The 18,625-nt window shown below is 72.7% G+C and carries 17 protein-coding genes; 14 read left to right on the forward strand and 3 right to left on the reverse strand.

Translation table 11 applies throughout. The features are described 5' to 3' along the window. Positions 1–28: 28 nt before the first annotated feature. The 5 genes from LQ326_RS08020 (at position 29) to tsaE (ending at position 6,036) form a co-directional block, all read left to right on the forward strand. Positions 29–1,480, forward strand: coding sequence for an NAD(P)H-hydrate dehydratase (locus LQ326_RS08020; protein WP_234534102.1), 1,452 nt, complete (start codon positions 29–31; stop codon positions 1,478–1,480). Between the two features lie 486 nt (positions 1,481–1,966). Beyond that, entirely contained in the window at positions 1,967–2,824 is an 858-nt protein-coding gene (locus tag LQ326_RS08025) for a L,D-transpeptidase (protein WP_234534104.1), read from the forward strand. Positions 2,825–2,965: 141 nt separating this feature from the next. Beyond that, positions 2,966–4,174 (forward strand): alanine racemase, encoded by a 1,209-nt coding sequence (alr, locus tag LQ326_RS08030; RefSeq protein ID WP_234534106.1) that lies wholly within the window; start codon positions 2,966–2,968, stop codon positions 4,172–4,174. A gap of 121 nt (positions 4,175–4,295) precedes the next feature. Beyond that, the gene (locus LQ326_RS08035) at positions 4,296–5,558 is read left to right on the forward strand and encodes an alpha/beta fold hydrolase (RefSeq protein ID WP_234534108.1); all 1,263 of its coding nucleotides are present in this window, start codon (positions 4,296–4,298) and stop codon (positions 5,556–5,558) included. Further along, a complete protein-coding gene (gene tsaE, locus LQ326_RS08040) occupies positions 5,524–6,036 on the forward strand; it encodes a tRNA (adenosine(37)-N6)-threonylcarbamoyltransferase complex ATPase subunit type 1 TsaE (RefSeq protein ID WP_234534110.1) in 513 nt (170 codons plus the stop codon). Before LQ326_RS08035 ends, tsaE begins: the two co-directional genes overlap by 35 nt. 434 nt (positions 6,037–6,470) lie before the next feature. On the opposite strand, the gene LQ326_RS08045 is transcribed toward tsaE, so the two are convergent. Continuing rightward, positions 6,471–7,034, reverse strand: coding sequence for a hypothetical protein (locus tag LQ326_RS08045; RefSeq protein ID WP_234534112.1), 564 nt, complete (start codon positions 7,032–7,034; stop codon positions 6,471–6,473). A 112-nt stretch (positions 7,035–7,146) separates the two neighbouring features. Between LQ326_RS08045 and tsaB the strand changes: the two genes are divergently transcribed. From tsaB to LQ326_RS08065, 4 genes are read left to right on the forward strand one after another with little or no spacing between them, the layout of a single operon-like run. Then, a complete protein-coding gene (gene tsaB, locus LQ326_RS08050) occupies positions 7,147–7,803 on the forward strand; it encodes a tRNA (adenosine(37)-N6)-threonylcarbamoyltransferase complex dimerization subunit type 1 TsaB (RefSeq protein ID WP_234534114.1) in 657 nt (218 codons plus the stop codon). Positions 7,804–7,820: 17 nt separating this feature from the next. After that, the gene (gene rimI, locus LQ326_RS08055) at positions 7,821–8,345 is read left to right on the forward strand and encodes a ribosomal protein S18-alanine N-acetyltransferase (RefSeq protein ID WP_234534262.1); all 525 of its coding nucleotides are present in this window, start codon (positions 7,821–7,823) and stop codon (positions 8,343–8,345) included. Next, positions 8,338–9,426, forward strand: coding sequence for a tRNA (adenosine(37)-N6)-threonylcarbamoyltransferase complex transferase subunit TsaD (gene tsaD, locus LQ326_RS08060; RefSeq protein WP_234534116.1), 1,089 nt, complete (start codon positions 8,338–8,340; stop codon positions 9,424–9,426). The genes rimI and tsaD overlap by 8 nt, the downstream gene beginning before the upstream one ends. Then, positions 9,423–9,683, forward strand: coding sequence for a hypothetical protein (locus LQ326_RS08065; protein ID WP_234534118.1), 261 nt, complete (start codon positions 9,423–9,425; stop codon positions 9,681–9,683). The genes tsaD and LQ326_RS08065 overlap by 4 nt, the downstream gene beginning before the upstream one ends. A gap of 241 nt (positions 9,684–9,924) precedes the next feature. Here the strand turns inward: LQ326_RS08065 and LQ326_RS08070 are convergent, their stop codons facing one another. Then, entirely contained in the window at positions 9,925–10,758 is an 834-nt protein-coding gene (locus tag LQ326_RS08070) for a helix-turn-helix domain-containing protein (protein ID WP_234534120.1), read from the reverse strand. A 113-nt stretch (positions 10,759–10,871) separates the two neighbouring features. Between LQ326_RS08070 and LQ326_RS08075 the strand changes: the two genes are divergently transcribed. Then, on the forward strand, positions 10,872–11,648 hold the full coding sequence (locus LQ326_RS08075) for an alpha/beta fold hydrolase (RefSeq protein WP_234534122.1): 777 nt from the start codon (positions 10,872–10,874) through the stop codon (positions 11,646–11,648). 183 nt (positions 11,649–11,831) lie between these two features. Here the strand turns inward: LQ326_RS08075 and LQ326_RS08080 are convergent, their stop codons facing one another. Beyond that, entirely contained in the window at positions 11,832–14,144 is a 2,313-nt protein-coding gene (locus LQ326_RS08080; protein WP_234534124.1) for a beta-xylosidase/alpha-l-arabinosidase, read from the reverse strand. A gap of 169 nt (positions 14,145–14,313) precedes the next feature. Here LQ326_RS08080 and LQ326_RS08085 point away from each other — a divergent pair, with 169 nt between their 5' ends. The 4 genes from LQ326_RS08085 to LQ326_RS08100 all read left to right on the forward strand — a co-directional run bounded on the left by LQ326_RS08085 (position 14,314) and on the right by LQ326_RS08100 (position 18,589). Then, on the forward strand, positions 14,314–15,345 hold the full coding sequence (locus tag LQ326_RS08085) for a LacI family DNA-binding transcriptional regulator (RefSeq protein ID WP_234534126.1): 1,032 nt from the start codon (positions 14,314–14,316) through the stop codon (positions 15,343–15,345). A 104-nt stretch (positions 15,346–15,449) separates the two neighbouring features. Continuing rightward, positions 15,450–16,820 (forward strand): glycoside hydrolase family 10 protein, encoded by a 1,371-nt coding sequence (locus LQ326_RS08090; RefSeq protein ID WP_234534128.1) that lies wholly within the window; start codon positions 15,450–15,452, stop codon positions 16,818–16,820. A 95-nt stretch (positions 16,821–16,915) separates the two neighbouring features. After that, on the forward strand, positions 16,916–17,971 hold the full coding sequence (locus tag LQ326_RS08095) for an LCP family protein (RefSeq protein ID WP_234534130.1): 1,056 nt from the start codon (positions 16,916–16,918) through the stop codon (positions 17,969–17,971). A gap of 261 nt (positions 17,972–18,232) precedes the next feature. Next, positions 18,233–18,589 (forward strand): YciI family protein, encoded by a 357-nt coding sequence (locus LQ326_RS08100; RefSeq protein ID WP_234534133.1) that lies wholly within the window; start codon positions 18,233–18,235, stop codon positions 18,587–18,589. Positions 18,590–18,625: the final 36 nt, after the last annotated feature.

The following is an 18,625-nucleotide window of genomic DNA, read 5'->3' on the forward strand; positions in this document are numbered from 1 at the left end:
CTCGCCGGTTCCGGGGGAGACTCGGGGCATGCGGACTGCTTACAGCGTGGAGACGGTACGTGCGGCCGAGCGGGAGTTGATGGCTCGGCTGCCGGAAGGGGCGCTGATGCAGCGGGCCGCCGCCGGGCTGGCCGCCGCCTGCGCCGACCTGCTCGGCCGGGTGTACGGCAGCCGGGTGGTGCTGCTGGTCGGCAGCGGGGACAACGGCGGGGACGCGCTGTACGCCGGGGCGCGGCTCGCGCGCAGAGGGGCGGGGGTCGCGGCGGTGCTGCTCTCGCCGGAGCGCGTGCACGGGGGTGGACTGGCGGCGCTGCGCCGAGCGGGCGGGACCGTCGTACGGGACGGTGGCGCCGAGGAGCCGCTGCTGCGGGCCGACCTCGTCGTCGACGGGATCGTGGGGATCGGCGGGAAGGGCGGGCTGCGGCCCGAGGCGGCTGAGCTGGTGGCGGTCGTGGAGCGGTCGCGGGCCGCCGTCGTCGCGGTGGACCTGCCGAGCGGGGTGGAGGCGGACACCGGTGAGGTGCGGGGGGCGGCCGTACGGGCGGACCTGACCGTGACCTTCGGGACGCACAAGCCGGGGCTGCTGATCGATCCGGCGCGGGAGTACGCCGGTTCGGTACGGCTGGTCGACATCGGGCTCGAGCTGCCCGAGGAGGCCGAGCTGGAGGCGTTGCAGGACGTGGACGTGGCGCGGCTGCTGCCGGTGCCGTCGGCGGAGAGCGACAAGTACCGGCGGGGGGTGGTGGGCATTGCGGCCGGGTCGGCGCGCTATCCGGGGGCCGCGGTGCTCGCCGTCGCCGGGGCGTTGCGGGGCGGGGCCGGGGCCGTACGGTACGTCGGGCCGGCCAAGGACGAGGTGCTGGCCCGCTTTCCCGAGACGCTGGTGTCGGACGGGGGCCCGCGGAAGGCCGGGCGGGTCCAGGCGTGGGTGGCCGGGCCGGGAGTCGGGGACGACGCCGATGCCGTCGCCGAGGTGCTGGCGGAGGACGTGCCGGTGCTGGTCGACGCCGACGGGCTGCGGCTGGCCGACCGGGAAGCGGTACGCGGCCGTACGGCGCCGACCCTGATGACGCCGCATGCCGGGGAGGCGGCGGCCCTGTTGGGGGTACGCCGGGAGGAGGTCGAGGGCGGCCGGCTCGCGGCGGTGCGGGAGCTGGCGGCGGCCTATCGGGCGACGGTGCTGCTGAAGGGGTCGACGACGCTGGTGGCTCAGGCCGGGGGAGGGTCCGCCGTCCGGGTGAACGCGACGGGGACGCCCTGGCTTGCCACCGCTGGGAGCGGGGATGTCCTGTCGGGCCTGGCGGGGTCGTTGCTGGCGGCGGGGCTGGACGGGCGGGACGCGGGGAGCGTGGCGGCGTATCTGCACGGGCTCGCGGGGCGGTTCGCGGCGGAGGGGGCGCCGACGGTCGCCCACGCGGTGGCTGCGCGGTTGCCGTCGGCCTGGCGGGGCGTCTACCCACCCGCCCACCCGCCTCGGTAGGCCAGGACCACACCGTCACGGGGCTCCGCCCCGGACCCCGTCGGTCTCTCGTCCGTCTGGCTCGGTAGGCCGTTACCGCACTGTCACGGGGCTCCGCCCCGGACCCCGTCGACCTGAACGGACTCGTCCTCGGACACGGGACGGGGCGGCGGGGCGGGGGGGCGGGCGGCTCGGGCGTAGGGCGGGTGCGGGTGCGTAGGGGTGGGCGCGCAGTTCCCCGCGCCCCTCGGGGCGTGGCCCCGGGCGTTGCCGGAGGTCCGTGCATCCTTCGGGGCGTGGCCCCCGGGCGCTGCGGGAGGTCCGTGCATCCTTCGGGGCGTGGCCCCCGGGCGCTGCGGGAGGCCCGTGCATCCCCCGGGTGACCTCGCCGCGCGGCTTCCCGGAATTCCGGAACCTGCGGGGTTGTCTGATCGCATGATTAGTGGACGAATCATGCGTCATCGGCGTGGTCGGGTGCGGGGGATCGCGGAGGGCCTCGTCATTGCCATGACTGTGCTCTGCCTCGGAGCGGGGGCCGGGGCCGGGGTCGCGGACTCCGCCGTCCCCAGGCCGCCCGCCGCCGTTCCGGAGTCGGAACTGGTGCCGGGGGTCGCGCCGGGCCCCTCGCGGCCTTGGCAGGTCGACACCCCCGACCAGATGCTGGCGCCCCAGGTGTACACGCCCAGCGCCAGGGAGGACGCCGTCGAGCCGAAGGCGGCGGCGCCGGGGACGTACGACCTCGTCGAATATGTGCCGCTCAGTGACGCCGTCGCCAAGGTGAGCTGCTCCAAACTGACGGGGCCTTACCAGAAGCAGATCGAGCAGTGGCTGAGGCTGAGGGCGGACGGGAAGCAGTCCGTCGCCGACTGCGAGGCCATCCAGAAGTTCCAGAAGAAGCACCGGATCAAGCCGGCGATCGGGTTCGCGGGGCCCGTGACCTGGTACCAGATGATGCTGCTCTCGGCGAAGAAGAACCCGAACGCCAAGAAGAACTGCCCCGTGAAGTCGTACCGGGTCGCCTGTGTCGACCTCAACCGGCAGGTCACCTGGGTGCAGAAGGGCAACAAGGTGGTCTACGGGCCGGTGCAGATGCGCAGCGGGCGGAAGGGGCACGCGACCAGGGCCGGGTGGCACACCGTCTACTGGCGGCACAAGAACCACTGGTCGACCCTGTACAACTCGCCCATGCCGTACGCCCAGTTCTTCGACGGCGGTCAGGCCTTCCACGCCGTCTACGGCTCCATCTACACCACCGTCGGCTCCTGGGGCTGCGTGAACCTCAAGCTGGGTGATGCGAAGAAGCTGTGGAGCGTGCTGAAGAAGGGCGACAAGGTGTACGTGTGGGGGCACCGGACCGGTAGCTGACCCGGTGTGCCGCCCGGCGTGTCACCCCGCGCGCGGCCAGGTACGTGAGTCCGCGACCGGCGGGTACCCGAGCGCGGCCGGCAGCCGTACCGGGGGCTGCGCCGGAGAGCTGTCGGAGCCCTCTGAGACACTGGGGGCGCGATGAGAGAGACAGCGACTGCACCGACCGCGCCCCTGCGCGCCCGCGCCGAGATCGACCTGGCGGCCCTGCGGGCCAACGCGCGGACCCTGCGTGCCCTGGCGCCGGGCGCGGCCCTGATGGCCGTGGTGAAGTCCGACGCGTACGGGCACGGGGCCCTCCGGTGTGCCCGCGCGGCCGTCGAGGCGGGTGCGAGCTGGCTCGGTACGGCCACTCCGGAGGAGGCGCTGGCGCTGCGCGCGGATGCCGGGCTGCCGGCCGACGTGCGGATCATGTGCTGGCTGTGGACCCCGGGCGGGCCCTGGCGCGAGGCGGTCGAGGCGGACCTCGACGTGTCGGTGAGCGGGATGTGGGCCCTGCGGGAGGTGTCCGAGGCGGCCGGGGAAGCCGGCCGCCCCGCTCGCGTGCAGCTCAAGGCAGACACCGGGCTGGGACGCAACGGCTGTCAGCCCGCCGACTGGCCCGAGCTGGTCCGCGAGGCGCTGCGCGCCGAGGCGGCGGGGCTGGTCCGGATCACCGGCCTGTGGTCGCACTTCGCCTGTGCCGACGAGCCCGGCCATCCTTCCATCGCCGCCCAGCTCACCCGCTTCCACGAGATGCTCGGGTACGCCGAGGAGCAGGGCGTGCGCCCCGAGGTGCGGCACATCGCCAACTCGCCGGCCACCCTCACCCTCCCCGAGGCCCACTTCGACCTCGTCCGTACGGGCATCGCGCTCTACGGCCTCTCGCCCAGCCCCGAACTGGGCAGCGCGACCGACTTCGGCCTGCGCCCCGTGATGACGCTGTCCGCCTCCCTCGCCCTGGTGAAGCGCGTACCCGGCGGGCACGGTGTCAGTTACGGGCACCACTACGTCACCCCCGGCGAGACCACCCTCGGACTCGTCCCCGTCGGCTACGCGGACGGCATCCCGCGCCACGCCTCCGGCACCGGGCCCGTACTGGTCGGCGGCAAGTGGCGGACGGCCGCCGGGCGCATCGCCATGGACCAGTTCGTCGTGGACCTCGGCGGCGACGAACCCGAAGTCGGCAGCGAGGCCGTGCTGTTCGGTCCGGGCGACCGGGGCGAGCCCACCGCCGAGGACTGGGCCCAGGCCGCGGGCACGATCGCATACGAAATCGTCACCCGCATCGGAACCAGGGTGCCCCGCGTCCATGTGAACGAGGGGCCGAGTGGGCAGGAACCAGGGGACGGGCCGGGAACCGGCGACTGACCTCCGGGGTTCGGCGGCGGCACGACCCGGTTACATCTGTATCAACGAAAGACAGCAATCTCGTCGGCATCACCCGTGTCACGTAACCGGCGAACTGCAGTACGGCGAAGAGGAGCGGTACGTGAGCGAGAGCAGTGCGGAGGCCGTAGCGGAAGCCGCCGCGGCGGCCGTCGTCGCCTCGGCCACGGAGGCGGCCTCCGGCAGCTGGCGCAAGGTGACCGGCGTCGCCGGAGCCGCCATAGGGGTGCTCGCCGCCGGGGCGGCCGCCGGAGTCGCCCTGGAACGGATGACCGTCGGCCGCGGGATGCGTCGCAAGGCCCGGCTGGCGCTGGACTCGGCGGGCCCCTACGGCACTCTGCGCGGCGCGCCCGGCAAGGCGTACGCCGACGACGGCACCGAGCTGTACTACGAGGTCGACGAGGTGGACCCCGACCTCGGCGCGGCCGTCTCGCCGCGCCGCCGCCGGCTCTTCGGCCGCAAGGCGCCCGCGCCCGTCACCGTCGTCTTCAGCCACGGCTACTGCCTCAACCAGGACTCCTGGCACTTCCAGCGGGCGGCCCTGCGCGGGGTCGTCCGCACCGTGCACTGGGACCAGCGCAGCCACGGCCGTTCCGGGCGGGGCGTCGCCCAGCACGAGAACGGGGTGGAGCTCACCATCGACCAGCTGGGCCGGGACCTGAAGGCCGTCCTGGACGCGGCCGCGCCGGAGGGGCCGCTGGTGCTGGTCGGGCACTCCATGGGCGGGATGACGGTGATGGCGCTGGCCGCGCAGTATCCCGACCTGATCCGGCAGCGGGTGGTCGCCACCGCCTTCGTGGGTACCTCGTCCGGGCGGCTCGGCGAGGTCAACTTCGGGCTGCCGGTCGCCGGTGTCGCGGCCGTGCGCCGGGTGCTGCCGGGCGTGCTGAAGGCGCTGGGCACGCAGGCCGCGCTGGTGGAGAAGGGACGGCGGGTCACCGCGGATCTCTTCGCCGGGATCATCAAGCGGTACTCGTTCGCGTCCAAGGACGTCGACCCGGCGGTGGAGCGGTTCGCGGAGCGGATGATCGAGTCGACGCCGATCGACGTGGTCGCCGAGTTCTACCCGGCCTTCACCGACCACGACAAGACCGCCGCGCTCGCCTACTTCCAGGATCTGCCGGTGCTGGTGCTGGCCGGGGTGCAGGACCTCGTCACGCCCAGCGAGCACAGCGAGGTCATCGCCGACCTGCTGCCCGACGCCGAACTGGTGCTCGTCGCGGACGCCGGGCACCTGGTCATGCTGGAGCACCCGGAAGTGGTCACCGACCGCCTCGCCGACCTGCTCACCCGCGCGGGTGCGGTGCCGGCAGGGGCTACGGTAAGTGGCTATGGAAGCACCAGCAGCACGGCACAGCCAGGCTGAGATCGAGTTGACCGTCACCTCTCCCGGGCAGATGGGCGAGCTCGGCCGCCGACTGGCGAAGTTGCTGCGCGCCGGTGACCTCGTGATGCTCAGCGGGGAGCTCGGTGCCGGCAAGACGACGCTGACGCGCGGGCTGGGGGAGGGGCTCGGCGTGCGCGGCGCCGTCACCTCGCCGACCTTCGTGATCGCACGCGTCCATCCGTCCCTGGGGGGCGGGCCGCCGCTCGTCCACGTCGACGCGTATCGCCTGGGCGGCGGGCTCGACGAGATGGAGGACCTGGACCTCGACGTCTCGCTGCCCGAGTCCGTGATCGTCGTCGAGTGGGGCGAGGGCAAGGTCGAGGAGCTGACCGACGACCGGCTCATGGTCCGGATCCACCGGGCGGTCGGGGACACCACCGACGAGGTGCGGCACGTGACACTGGCGGGGCTGGGGGAGCGGTGGGACAGCGTTGATCTCGGGGTGCTGTCGGCCTGAGGAGCGGGTGAACGTTTCCGACAAGGCGTCGGCAAGATGTTGCGCCGGACGTATCGGGCGTGGTCACATGGTATCCAGTCCGTGGTTAGGTCTGCCTAACCGCGCCCGCCCCCGCACCTCAGGAGGCGCCAGTGTCCGTGTCCCAGTCCGAGGAGCGGCGACCGCCGGTCGCCACCGCCGGGGTGCCCGGGGTCTCCATGCGGGAGCTACTGGCGTGCTGTGCGGCTGCTGACGCGGTGTCTCGGCCGCCGAGAGCGCCGGAGCCGGGTCTGAGGCCGGCCCAGCAGGACCGTAGGGCCGCCTAGGCGGTTCGGCCAGTGGGTCTGTGCGGGTGGCGTTGTGGCTGGTCGTGCCCGCGCGGCGGCAGCCGCGCATCGAACACGGCCCCGCGCCCCTGACGGGGTGCTTCCCCAGGGGCGCTTTCAGGATCCGCGTCAGCGGATCACGACCACCTTCACACCGATCGTCGCGAAGTTCCACATCGCGTCGCCGTCCCGGCGGGTCTCCCGGATGCCGCCCGTCCGCACCGTCGGGTCGGGGGGTTCGGTGGCGCGTCGGGCGGTGACGGCGCTGAAGCCGATGGCTGAGCCGTCCTTCGTGGTGGTGAAGCGGACCACGTGTTCGATGGGGAGGCCGTCGGTGCCCGTGACGGCCTTCGAGCGGGACGTCACCCAGTAGGTGCCCACGGGCGGGTCGACGGTGCCGGGGTTCACCTTGAAGGTGCGCTCGACCCGGCCCCGCTCGCTGACGAGCCAGACCCGGTCGTCGTCCACCGAGTACACCACCCGTTCACCCGTCCCGGAACTGTTCGGCAGGGCGGTGGGGTGGCGGCGGTCCCGCGGTGCCTTGGCGGCCGGCGCGCCGGGTGCGGCGCTCGCCGACGCCCGGCCGCCGAGGCCGGGCGGTACGGTGGCCGAGGCCTGGTAGGCGAGGACTCCGACCACCCCGACGGCCGCCGCGGTGAGGGCGGCCACCACTCCCGAGCTGGTCCCTGCCACGTGCGCCACCTCTGCCTCGCCGTATATGTCGTACTTCGTACCGACCGTAGCAGTCAGTGACCGCTTGACCCGGCCGGGCGTGCTCGCGGCGCCGGAGCCGTAGGCTGTTCGCGTGCTCTTGCTCGCTCTGGATACCGCCACCCCCGCCGTCACCGTCGCCCTGCACGACGGTACGGCCGTCATCGCCTCGTCGAGCCAGGTGGACGCGCGCCGGCACGGCGAGCTGCTGCTGCCGGCCGTCGACCGCGTCCTCACCGAGGCGGGGCTCAAGCTGGACGCCGTCACCGGGATCGTCACAGGCATCGGTCCCGGCCCCTACACCGGCCTGCGGGTCGGTCTGATGACCGCGGACACCTTCGGGCTCGCGCTCGGCGTGCCCGTCCACGGCCTGTGCACGCTCGACGGGCTCGCCTACGCGGCCGACATCGAGAAGGGCCCGTTCGTCGTCGCGACCGACGCCCGCCGCAAAGAGGTCTACTGGGCGGTGTACGACGACTCGCGCACTCGGCTCACGGAGCCCGCGGTAGACCGGCCCGCCGACATCGCCGAGAAGGTGGCCGGGCTGCCCGCCGTGGGCGCCGGGGCGCTGCTCTACCCCGCCACCTTCCCCGTCGTGCACGAGCCGGAGAACGTCTCCGCCGCGGCCCTGGCGTCGCTGGCCGCCGAGAAGCTGGCCGCGGGGGAGGAACTGCCCGCGCCCCGGCCGATGTACCTGCGCCGGCCGGACGCCCAGGTGCCCAAGAACTACAAGGTGGTCACCCCGAAGTGACCGCACAGTTGCGCGAGATGCGCTGGTGGGACATCGACCCGGTCCTGGAGCTCGAGAAGGACCTGTTCCCCGAGGACGCCTGGTCACGGGGGATGTTCTGGTCCGAACTGGCGCACGCGAGGGGGCCCGCGGCGACCCGGCGGTACGTGGTGGCCATGGAGGGCGACCGGATCGTCGGCTACGGGGGGCTCGCCGCCCAGGGCGGCGAGCCCGACAGCGGCGCCACCGCCATAGGCGACGTCCAGACCATCGCCGTGCGCCGTGACCAGTGGGGCACCGGGCTCGGCGGAGAGCTGCTCACCGAGCTGCTGCGGGCCGCGACCGCCTTCGAGTGCGCCGAGGTCATGCTCGAATGCCGGGTCGACAACATCCGCGCCCAGAAGCTCTACGAGCGGTTCGGCTTCGAGCCCATCGGGTTCAGACGCGGCTACTACCAGCCGGGGAACGTGGACGCCCTGGTGATGCGCCTGACGACCGGGCAGCCCGGCAGTGGCTCCGCCACCGGGCCCACCTCCGAACAAGGAACCGAGATCAATGGCTGACGAACCCCTCGTTCTGGGGATCGAGACCTCCTGCGACGAGACCGGTGTCGGCATCGTCCGGGGCACCACCCTGCTGGCCGACGCCGTCGCCTCCTCCGTCGACGAGCACGCCCGCTTCGGCGGGGTCGTGCCCGAGGTGGCGTCGAGGGCGCACCTGGAGGCGATGGTCCCGACCATCGACCGCGCGCTGAAGGAAGCGGGCGTGAGCGCGAGGGACCTCGACGGTGTCGCGGTCACGGCCGGGCCCGGCCTGGCCGGCGCGCTGCTGGTCGGCGTCTCGGCGGCGAAGGCGTACGCGTACGCGCTCGGCAAGCCGCTCTACGGCGTCAACCACCTCGCCTCCCACATCTGCGTGGACCAGCTGGAACACGGCCCGCTCCCGGAGCCGACGATGGCCCTGCTGGTCTCCGGCGGCCACTCCTCCCTCCTGCTCTCCTCGGACATCACCTCCGACGTGCGGCCGCTCGGCGCGACCATCGACGACGCGGCCGGCGAGGCCTTCGACAAGATCGCCCGGGTGCTGAACCTGGGCTTCCCGGGCGGGCCGGTCATCGACCGGTACGCGAAGGAGGGCGACCCGGAGGCGATCGCCTTCCCGCGCGGCCTCACCGGCCCCCGCGACCCCGCCTACGACTTCTCCTTCTCCGGTCTCAAGACGGCGGTGGCCCGCTGGATCGAGGCCAAGCGGGCGGCCGGCGAGGAGGTCCCGGTCCGTGACGTGTCCGCCTCCTTCCAGGAAGCGGTCGTGGACGTCCTGACCCGCAAGGCCGTCCGCGCCTGCCGGGACGAGGGCGTCGACCACCTGATGATCGGCGGCGGCGTGGCCGCCAACTCCCGCCTGCGCGCCCTGGCCCAGGAGCGCTGCGAGGCGGCCGGCATCCAACTCCGGGTGCCGCGTATGAAGTTGTGCACGGACAACGGCGCGATGGTGGCCGCCCTCGGCGCGGAGATGGTCGCGCGCAACCGGACCCCCTCCGGCTGGGACCTCTCGGCGGACAGCTCCCTGCCGGTGACGGACCCGCACGTCCCCGGCAACCACGACCACGTGCACGAGGTCAGCAAGGAGAACCTCTACTCGTGACGGTCGCGTTGATGTGGGAGGCGCGGGCGGTACCGGGCCGGGGCGCCGAGTTGCTGGCCTGGGCGCGGCGACAGGCCCTCTCCGGGGCCCCGTCGCGCCGGGAGACCCTCCGGGCACCGCAGGACCGGGTCCTGGTGATCACGTGGTGGGAGGCGTCGTACGACGACCCGGACCTGCCCGAACTCCCGGACCCGCCCGGTGACCTGGTGGGCCGCCCGGTGCACCGCTGGCGCTTCGAGTCGGTCGACGAGGGTTAGTGGGACGCGCCGGGGACCTCAGCTGTAAACCCGTACCCTGCCGCGCCGCGGCCGGGACGAACACTCAGGGCGCCGCCGGTGTCGGGATCGCACCGTCCTCGATCCCGCCCGGCCAGGTCGAGGACGTGGTCCTCGCGACCCTGGACCCCGTAACCGCGTTCCCGGGCGGCGCATGCGCGAGCGTCGCACCGGGCGTGCTCCGGGGCGGCGGCCCGAGCGGCGGTCTCGCGGCCGTACCGCGTCACATCGCGTCGCTCGTGGCCGTTGCCTGCCATGCGCCCGGACGCATGCCCGTCGCTTTCCGGAAGAAGACCGAGAAGTTGGACGCGTCGGGGAAGCCGAGTGCGTCGGCGCAGCGGGCCGCGGTGAGACGGTCGTGCGCGAGGAGCCGTTTGGCTTCCAGGACGAGCCGCTCGACGATGTACGCCTTCGCGGTGCGGCCGGTGGCCTGCTGCACCGCTCGCGAGAGGGTGCGGGGCGCGTATCCCAGGGTCCGGGCGTAGTAGCCGGCGTCGTGATGGTCGCGGAAGTGCGCTTCGACGCTGGAGCGGAACAGGTGGAACACCGGATGCGTCGACTGTGCGGCGGCGTGCGGTGGCCGGAGCCGGGTGACGAGCGCGGAGAGCAGGATCTCGGGCAGTTCCGTCGGGATGTCCTCGGGCGGGGCGGACGCTTCGAGGAGCAGATGGTTGCGCGCGGTGTCGACGAACGGCCAGTCGGCGTCGGGAATGCGCCAGTGCGCGACCAGGTCCGGGGCGGCGACGAGTTCTCGGGTGGCGTGGGTGACCGGCGCGTTCGGGACGAACAGCACGAGGTGTCCCGCCACGCCGGCGATGTCGCCCCACCGGTGCACCGCGCCGGGGGCGATCCACACCGCGGACCGCTCCTGGAGCGGGTGGTCGAGGAAGTCCACGGTGACCGATCCGCGTCCGGCGTCGACGACGGCGAGGACGTGGAAGTCGGCACGCTGTGTCCCGCCGTCGTTCAGTGCGCGCAGGCGGTCGAACGTCATCGTCTCGACGGCGGCCGCACGGCGCCCCACGGGCTGGTAGGTCATCTGCCGGATCGCCGTCATGTGTCCATTTTCCACCATCGGGTGACCAGTCACGCCGATGTCCCGGCACGGCTGGGGAGATTCAATGAACACAAGGAAAAACCGCCCCTGGAACACTGACCGGGAGAGTCACGATGAACATGACGCGGCAGCCGATACTGCCCACTTACGACCACCAGCCGGGGACCGGACCGACCCTGGTGTTCCTGCACTACTGGGGTGGTTCCGCCCGCACCTGGGACCTCGTCGTCGGCCGTCTCGCCGGTCGCGACGTGCTCACCGCCGACTTCCGTGGGTGGAGCCGTTCGCGCGGCCTGCCCGGCCCCTACACGCTGCGCCGGCTCGCGGACGACACGCTCGCCGTGATCGCCGACGCGGGCGTCACCGACTACGTCCTGGTCGGGCATTCGATGGGCGGCAAGGTCGCGCAGCTGGTCGCGGCGGCCCGGCCCGCCGGTCTGCGCGGGCTCGTCCTCGTGGGGTCCGGTCCGGCCAGGCCCGCCGCCCGGATCACCCCCGAGTACCAGGAGGTCCTTTCGCACGCCTACGACTCCGACGAGTCCGTAGCCGGGGCACGGGACCACATCCTCACCGCGACCGAGCTGCCCGCGTCGGTCAAGGCGCGGATCGCGGCCGACTCCCGGGCCGGCGCCGACGCCGCCCGCACCGAGTGGCCGCTGCGCGGCATCGCGGAGGACATCACCGAGCACACCCGCATGATCAGCGTTCCCGCCCTGGTCGTCGCCGGAGAGAACGACCACGTCGAGCCCGTCGACGTGCTCCGCGACAACCTGGTGCCCTACCTCTCCCAAGCCGACTTCGTGGTGATCCCGAACACCGGTCACCTGATCCCGCTGGAAGCCCCGGCCGACCTCGCCGCCGCCATCACGGCCTTCGCGCCGGCAGCCTGACCGCCCGCGCGGTGCCACCGGACCTGCTTGAACGCCGGCCACCCGACGGCTGGGCCCGCGTCGTGGACGCCCCGTTCCTCAGCCGCCGCCGGGGCCCCGGGCAGAAGCGGGCCGGCCGAAGCCCCCTCTCACCGCCCGACGGCCCCGGCCTGCGTCGCGCACGCGGCGGACGTGGCCCGACGGTCAGTCCACCTCCGTCTCGCAGCTCAGCACCCGGTCCGGGCCCAATCGCCGTACCGGACCCGTCAGTTGGAGGCGGGTCACGGCTCGTACCTCCGCGCTCGACGCCGCCACCCGCAGCTCCAGGGCGCCCGGCTCCACCACCCGCGCACCCTCCCGGTCCGTGAACGCCGACAGGTCCGCGTGGAAGTGGAAGGTCAGGCTTCGGGACTCGCCGGGAGCGAGGTCCACGCGCCGGTAGCCGATGAGGCGGACGTCCGGGCGGGTCACCGAGGCCACCGGGTCGTGCAGGTAGAGCTGGACGACCTCGGTGCCGGGGCGGTCGCCGGTGTTGCGGACGGTGAGGGTCACGTCGTGGGAGCCGTCGGTGGGGAGCTCGGCCGACGGAGGTGACGTCGGCTCCCAGGCGAAGCTCGTGTATGAGCGTCCGTGGCCGAAGGCGTACAGCGGGGTCGGGTCCAGGTTGCTGACCTCGCCCGCGAGGCCCAGCGGGGGCTGGAGGTAGGTCCAGGGCTGGCCCCCCGGCACCCGGGGCACGCTCACCGGCAGGCGGCCCGACGGGTTCACGCGGCCCGACAGCACTCCCGCCACCGCCGGGCCGCCCTCCTCCCCGGGGAAGAACGCCTGCACCACCGCGCCGAGCCGGCCGTGCCAGCGGCCCAGCGCGTACGGGCGCCCGGTGAGGAGGACGAGGACCACCGGGACGCCCGTGGAGACCAGGGCGTCCAGCAGGCCGGCCTGCACGCCGGGCAGGTCCAGGTCCGTCACGTCGCAGCCCTCGCCCGAGGTGCCCCGGCCGAACAGGCCCGCCCGGTCGCCGAGGACCGCCACGCACACGTCCGCCTCCGCGGCGCGCGCCACGGCCTCCTCGAAGCCGGCGGTGCCGGGGTCCGAGACGTCACAGCCCTCGGCGAACGTCACCTTCGCGTCCGGGAGTTCGGCGCGCAGGGAGTCGAGGACGGTGGGGATGTCGATGCCCAGGTCGACCTCGGGGTGGTGGGTCAGGACGTGGGAGGGGAAGGAGTAGCAGCCGAGCATGGCGAGGGCGTCGGCGGCGCGGGGGCCCACCACGGCTATGCGGGTGCCGGGGGCGAGGGGGAGGGTGCCGTCGGGGTTGTCCAGCAGGACCACGGATTCCTCGGCCAGGCGGCGGGCCAGGGCGCGGTTCGCCGTCGAGTCGAGGTCGATCGGTCCTTCCTGGGCGGGCTCCGGGGTCCAGTCCTCGTCCAGCAGCCCCAGCTCGCACTTCTGGAGCAGGACCCGGCGGGCCGCCCGGTCCACCAGGGCCTCGGGGATCACGCCGTCCCGCACCGCCGCCAGCAGCGGACGCCCGTAGCACCTCAGCGTCGGGAGTTCCACGTCGATGCCCGCCGCGAGCGCCAGGTGGGCCGCCTCCGCCTCCGTACCCGCCACCCTGTGCAGGGTCTGCAGGAAGCCGATGCCGAAGTAGTCGGCGACCACGGTGCCCTCGAAGTCCCACTCCTCGCGCAGGAGCCCGGTCAGGAGACGGGGGTCGGCGGAGGCGGGGACGCCGTCCGTGTCGTTGTACGCCGCCATCACCGAACGCGCCCCGCCCTCGCGCAGCGCCATCTCGAACGGGGGGAGGGTGACGTCCGCGAACTCCCGTACCCCGGCGCGGACCGGGGCGAGGTTGCGGGCACCGGTGGAGGATGCGTAGCCGGCGAAGTGCTTGAGGGTGGCGATCACCCCGGCCGACTCCAGGCCCCGGACGTAGGCGGAGCCGACCGTGCCGACCAGGTACGGGTCCTCGCCGATCGTCTCCTCGACCCGTCCCCAGCGCGGGTCGCGGACCACGTCCAGGACGGGGGCCAGGCCCTGGTGGACGCCGACCGAGCGGAGGTCGTCCCCGATGCGCCGGCCCAGTTCCTCGGCCAGCGGCGGGTCGAAGGCGGCGCCCCAGGCGAGCGGGACCGGATAGGCCGTGGCCTGCCAGGCCGTGAAGCCGGCCAGGCACTCCTCGTGAGCGATCGCCGGGATGCCGAAGCGGCCGGCCGAGACGATCCGGCGCTGGGCGCGGGCCAGTGCACGCGCGCCCAGCGCCGGGTCCACGGGGGCGGTGCCGAAGGAGCGGGTCAGCTGGCCGAGGCCGAGGGTGATCAGCTCGGACCATTCATAGTCGAATGAGCCCGCGGTCATCTCGCGCTGCAGCGGGGCGACCCCGTCGCCGTCCGTGGCGGCGCCCACCCACACGCCGTACAGCTGGGCGGTCTTCTCCTCCAGCGTCATCCGGGCGAGCAGGTCGTCGACGCGGGTGGCGGCGGGCAGTGCGGCGTCGCGCCAAGGAGCGGTGGTCATGAAACTCCCGTCTCTGCTCTCTGCTGCGCGGCTCCGCTGTGAAGCCCGCTGCGAGGTGCTCTGCTACGAACGCTGCTACGAATGTTTCGTACTACGCACCGAATGTTCCGGGAACCTATGGCGTGCGAAGGTCTTCGTCAAGGGGGAGCCCGGGGATACGATCGCGGTCATGACGCCTCCGAAGCCCGCAGAAACGCAGACGGCGACCCTCGCTGAAATCGCCCGTGAGGCCGGCGTGTCCGCTCCGACTGTTTCGAAGGTCCTGAACGGGCGTGCCGATGTCGCCCCGGCGACCCGCACCCGGGTCGAGGAGCTGCTGCGCTCCTACGGCTACCGGCGGCGGCGCGCCGAGGCCTCCCGCTCCCCGCTGATCGACCTGGTCTTCCACGAGCTGGAGAGCGCCTGGGCGATGGAGGTCATCCGGGGGGTGGAGAACGCGGCCCGGGACGCCGGCCTGAGTGTCGTGCTCAGTGAGAGCGCGGGGCGGCACACCCCCGGGCGGACCTGGGCCGACCAGGTGGCGGCGCGCCGGCCGCACGGGGTGGTGCTGGTGCTGTCGGGGCTCGACGAGTCGCAGCGGGCGCTGCTGATGAGCCGGTCGATCCCGTTCGTGGTGATGGACCCGGCGGGGGACCCGGGGCCCGACGTGCCGTCCATCGGGGCCACCAACTGGCAGGGCGGGCTCGCCGCCACCCGGCACCTGGTCGAGCTGGGGCACCGGCGCATCGGGGCGATCAGCGGGCCGTCCCGGATGATGTGCAGCAGGGCCCGGGTGGACGGGTACCGGGCCGCGCTGGAGACCGCCGGGCTCCCCGTCGACCCGGCCCTGATCAAGGTCGGCGACTTCCATCACGAGGCCGGCTACCGGCTCGGCCTGGAGCTGCTGCGCATGCCGGACCGGCCGACCGCGATCTTCACCGGCAACGACCTCCAGGCGCTCGGGCTCTACGAGGCCGCGCGTGAGCTGGGGCTGCGCATCCCGGAGGACGTGAGCGTCGTCGGGTTCGACGATCTGCCGCTGGCCCGCTGGGTGGGGCCGCCGCTGACGACCGTACGGCAGCCGCTGACCGAGATGGCCGAGGCGGCGGCGCGGCTGGTGCTGGAGATGGGGCGGGCGGAGGAGGCGACGACCGCCACGCGCGTCGAGCTGGCGACGAGCCTGGTGGTGCGGTCGAGCACGGCGGCGCCCGCGACCGCTTGAGGCGGACTTGGCCGGAAGCTGACGTATTGACGGGTGGTGCGGGCGCCTCCACACTCCTCCGAAGTCAATCGGTTGCACAACCGAAACTTTCGGAGGCCACCCGCATGAGAACCTCCAGAACCTCCAGAACCTTCGGCAACCTGTTACGGGCCGGGCTGGCCGGCCTGGTCGTCGGCGTGGGTCTGTTCGCCGCCGGCGCCGCTCCGGCGCACGCCGCCGACACCCCGCTGCGCGACCTGGCCGCCGCGCAGGGCAAGGTCATCGGCACCGCGGTCACCGGCTCCAAGCTCACCGGCACCTACGGGGACCTGGCCGGCAGCCAGTTCAGCTCGCTGACCCCGGGCAACGCCATGAAGTGGGGGACGGTCGAGCCCACCCGGGGCAGCTTCAACTGGACCGAGGCGGACCAGATCGTCGCCTTCGCCCAGGCCCACGGCCAGCAGGTGCGCGGTCACACCCTGGTCTGGCACAACCAGAACCCCAGCTGGCTGACGAACGGCACCTGGACCCCGGCCCAGCTCAGCAGCCTGCTGCAGAACCACATCAGCACCGAGGTCGGCCGCTACAAGGGCGAGATCGCCGCCTGGGACGTGGTCAACGAGCCCTTCAACGAGGACGGCACCTACCGGTCGACGATCTGGTACGACGGCCTCGGTTCCGACTACATCGCCAACGCCCTGACCTGGGCGCACGCGGCCGACCCGAACGCCAAGCTGTACATCAACGACTACAACGTCGAGGGCGTCAACGCGAAGAGCACCGCCCTGTACAACCTGGTCAAGGACCTGAAGAGCCGGGGTGTCCCGATCGACGGGGTCGGCCTGCAGGCCCATCTGATCCTCGGCCAGGTGCCGTCCAGCCTCCAGCAGAACATCCAGCGTTTCGCCGACCTGGGCGTCGACGTGGCGATCACCGAGCTGGACATCCGGATGGCACTGCCCTCCGACAGCACCAAACTCGCCCAGCAGAAAGCCGACTTCAAGTCGGTGGTGGCCGCGTGCGTGGCGGTGAGCCGCTGCGTCAACGTCACGGTGTGGGGCTTCACCGACTCCGACTCCTGGGTGGACAGCACGTTCCCGGGGTACGGGGCGGCGACGCCGTACGACGCGAACTACGCGCCGAAACCGGCGTACTACGGCATCGCCGAGGCGCTCGGCTCCACCACGACCCCGCCGCCGACCGGTGCCTGCACCGCCGCCTACAGCGTCGGCAGCCAGTGGAACACCGGGTTCACGGGCCAGGTGACCATCTCCTGCTCGGGTGCCTCGCTCTCGTCCTGGCATGTGAGCTGGACGTACGGCGCGGGACAGCAGATCACGCAGGCCTGGAACGCCACCTGCAGCCAGTCGGGCACGGCCGTGTCCTGCGCCAACGCCTCCTACAACGGGACGGTGGCGGACGGGAGTTCGGTGACCTTCGGGTTCAACGCGTCCTGGAGCGGAAGCAATCCGGTGCCAGCCGTCACCCTGAGCTGAACCCGGAGTGAGAAGGGTGAGATTTTCCGAAGAAAACCTCTTCGCGATGCTCGCGCTAACAGTCCCCTAATAATTCGGACTTACGTTCCTGCCTTGTGACGGGACACGAGGAGCAAGGCGGCGCGGGCAGACGGGTGGGCCGGCGGTCGAGAGCGCTGAAGATCGCCGGTCTCGCCCTGGCGGGGGTCATGACGCTCGGCGTCGCCGGCGCGGGGTGGGTCTACTGGCATCTCAACGACAACATCAAGAGCGTCGACATCAACAGCGCGCTCGGGGACGACCGCCCGGCGAAGGCGGTGACGACGCCGACGGCCACCGCGTCCGCCTCCCCCGTCCCGCTGCCCACCGGCTCGGTGAACATCCTGGTGCTGGGCTCGGACTCGCGCAGCGGCAAGGAGAACAAGAAGCTCGGCGGCGGCAGCAGTTCGGGCGCCCGCTCCGACACCGCGATGGTCGTCCACATCGACGCCGGCCGGACGGCGGCCACCGTCGTCAGCATCCCGCGCGACACCCTGGTCACCCGGCCCTCCTGCCCGCTGTCCTCCGGCGGCTCGACGTCCGTCGCCTACCACGCGATGTTCAACAGCGCCTACTCGGTGGGCGGGGCGGTGTGCGCGGTCAAGACGGTCGAGTCGATCACCGGCGTCCGCATGGACCACTACCTGGAGATCGACTTCTCGGGCTTCGCGAAGCTGGTCGACGCGCTCGGCGGGGTGACCGTGACCACCGGCCAGGACATCGACGACGCCGACAGCCACCTGCACCTGAAGAAGGGCACCCACCACCTGAACGGCACCCAGGCCCTCGCGCTCGCCCGCACCCGGCACGGCATAGGCGACGGCAGCGACCTGGGCCGGATAGGCCTCCAGCAGAAACTGGTCAAGGCCCTCCTCGACCGGATGGCCGCCGGCAGCCTGCTGACCGACCCGGCCAAGCTCTACACGGTCGCCGACGCGGTCACCTCCAGCCTCACCACCGACACCGGCCTGGACTCGCTCAGCGAGCTGATGCGGCTGGGCCAGAGCCTGAAGGGCCTGACCTCGGACCACCTCAAGACGGTGATGATGCCCGTGGTGACCGCCCCCTCCGACCCCAACCGGGTGATCGCGAAGGAGCCGGCGGCGAGCGACCTGTGGAAGTCCCTGCGGTAGGCCCCCGCCACCACCCGCCGAGCCGCCCGGGCCGGGCCGCCGGGCCGGCCCTGGCCACGGACGCGGCACCGGTCTTCGGGCCGCGCGCGGTGGGGGCGCCGTACGCGAAGGCGGGGTTCGGGGAGGCGCTGCGCTGACGCCCGCAGGGGACGGTGGAAAAAATCTCCGGGGAATTCCGGTGAGCGTGTCGATCCGGTCGAGGATTGTTCGACGCAAGGGTGAGATGCGGGGAGAGACCCCGCCGGAAACCGAGGAGTCACCATGCCCCGTTACCTGTCGCTCGTGCGGATCGACGAGACCACCGTTCCCGCCGAGGGGCCCAGCCAGGAGCTGATGCAGCGGATGGGCGAGCTGATCGAGGAGATCACCAAGGCCGGCGTGATGCTGGACACCGCGGGGCTCACGCCCACCTCCGAGGGCACTCGGGTGCACTGGGAGGGCGGCAGGATCTCCGTCAGCGACGGGCCGTTCACCGAGGCCAAGGAGGTCATCGGCGGTTACGCGCTCATGCAGTGCAAGGACAAGGCCGAGGCCCTGGAGTGGACCAAGCGGTTCCTCCAGGTGCACGAGGAGTTCTGGACGGTGACCTGCGAGGTCCGGGAGATCGCGGAGGGCTGACCCTCCTGGCGTACGTCCGGCGGTGGGTGTTGCATG

It is taken from the genome of Streptomyces shenzhenensis (assembly GCF_021462265.1).
GTDB lineage: Bacteria > Actinomycetota > Actinomycetes > Streptomycetales > Streptomycetaceae > Streptomyces > Streptomyces shenzhenensis.

What these genes read in the sequence shown, in the direction of transcription:
- LQ326_RS08020 (WP_234534102.1), top strand. Translation starts at nt 29, where the DNA reads ATGCGGACTGCTTACAGCGTGGAGACGGTACGTGCGGCCGAGCGGGAG.
- LQ326_RS08025 (WP_234534104.1), top strand. Translation starts at nt 1,967, where the DNA reads ATGACTGTGCTCTGCCTCGGAGCGGGGGCCGGGGCCGGGGTCGCGGAC.
- alr (WP_234534106.1), top strand. Translation starts at nt 2,966, where the DNA reads ATGAGAGAGACAGCGACTGCACCGACCGCGCCCCTGCGCGCCCGCGCC.
- tsaE (WP_234534110.1), top strand. Translation starts at nt 5,524, where the DNA reads ATGGAAGCACCAGCAGCACGGCACAGCCAGGCTGAGATCGAGTTGACC.
- rimI (WP_234534262.1), top strand. Translation starts at nt 7,821, where the DNA reads ATGCGCTGGTGGGACATCGACCCGGTCCTGGAGCTCGAGAAGGACCTG.
- tsaD (WP_234534116.1), top strand. Translation starts at nt 8,338, where the DNA reads ATGGCTGACGAACCCCTCGTTCTGGGGATCGAGACCTCCTGCGACGAG.
- LQ326_RS08070 (WP_234534120.1), bottom strand. Translation starts at nt 10,758, where the DNA reads ATGACGGCGATCCGGCAGATGACCTACCAGCCCGTGGGGCGCCGTGCG.
- LQ326_RS08075 (WP_234534122.1), top strand. Translation starts at nt 10,872, where the DNA reads ATGAACATGACGCGGCAGCCGATACTGCCCACTTACGACCACCAGCCG.
- LQ326_RS08080 (WP_234534124.1), bottom strand. Translation starts at nt 14,144, where the DNA reads ATGACCACCGCTCCTTGGCGCGACGCCGCACTGCCCGCCGCCACCCGC.
- LQ326_RS08085 (WP_234534126.1), top strand. Translation starts at nt 14,314, where the DNA reads ATGACGCCTCCGAAGCCCGCAGAAACGCAGACGGCGACCCTCGCTGAA.
- LQ326_RS08090 (WP_234534128.1), top strand. Translation starts at nt 15,450, where the DNA reads ATGAGAACCTCCAGAACCTCCAGAACCTTCGGCAACCTGTTACGGGCC.
- LQ326_RS08100 (WP_234534133.1), top strand. Translation starts at nt 18,233, where the DNA reads ATGCCCCGTTACCTGTCGCTCGTGCGGATCGACGAGACCACCGTTCCC.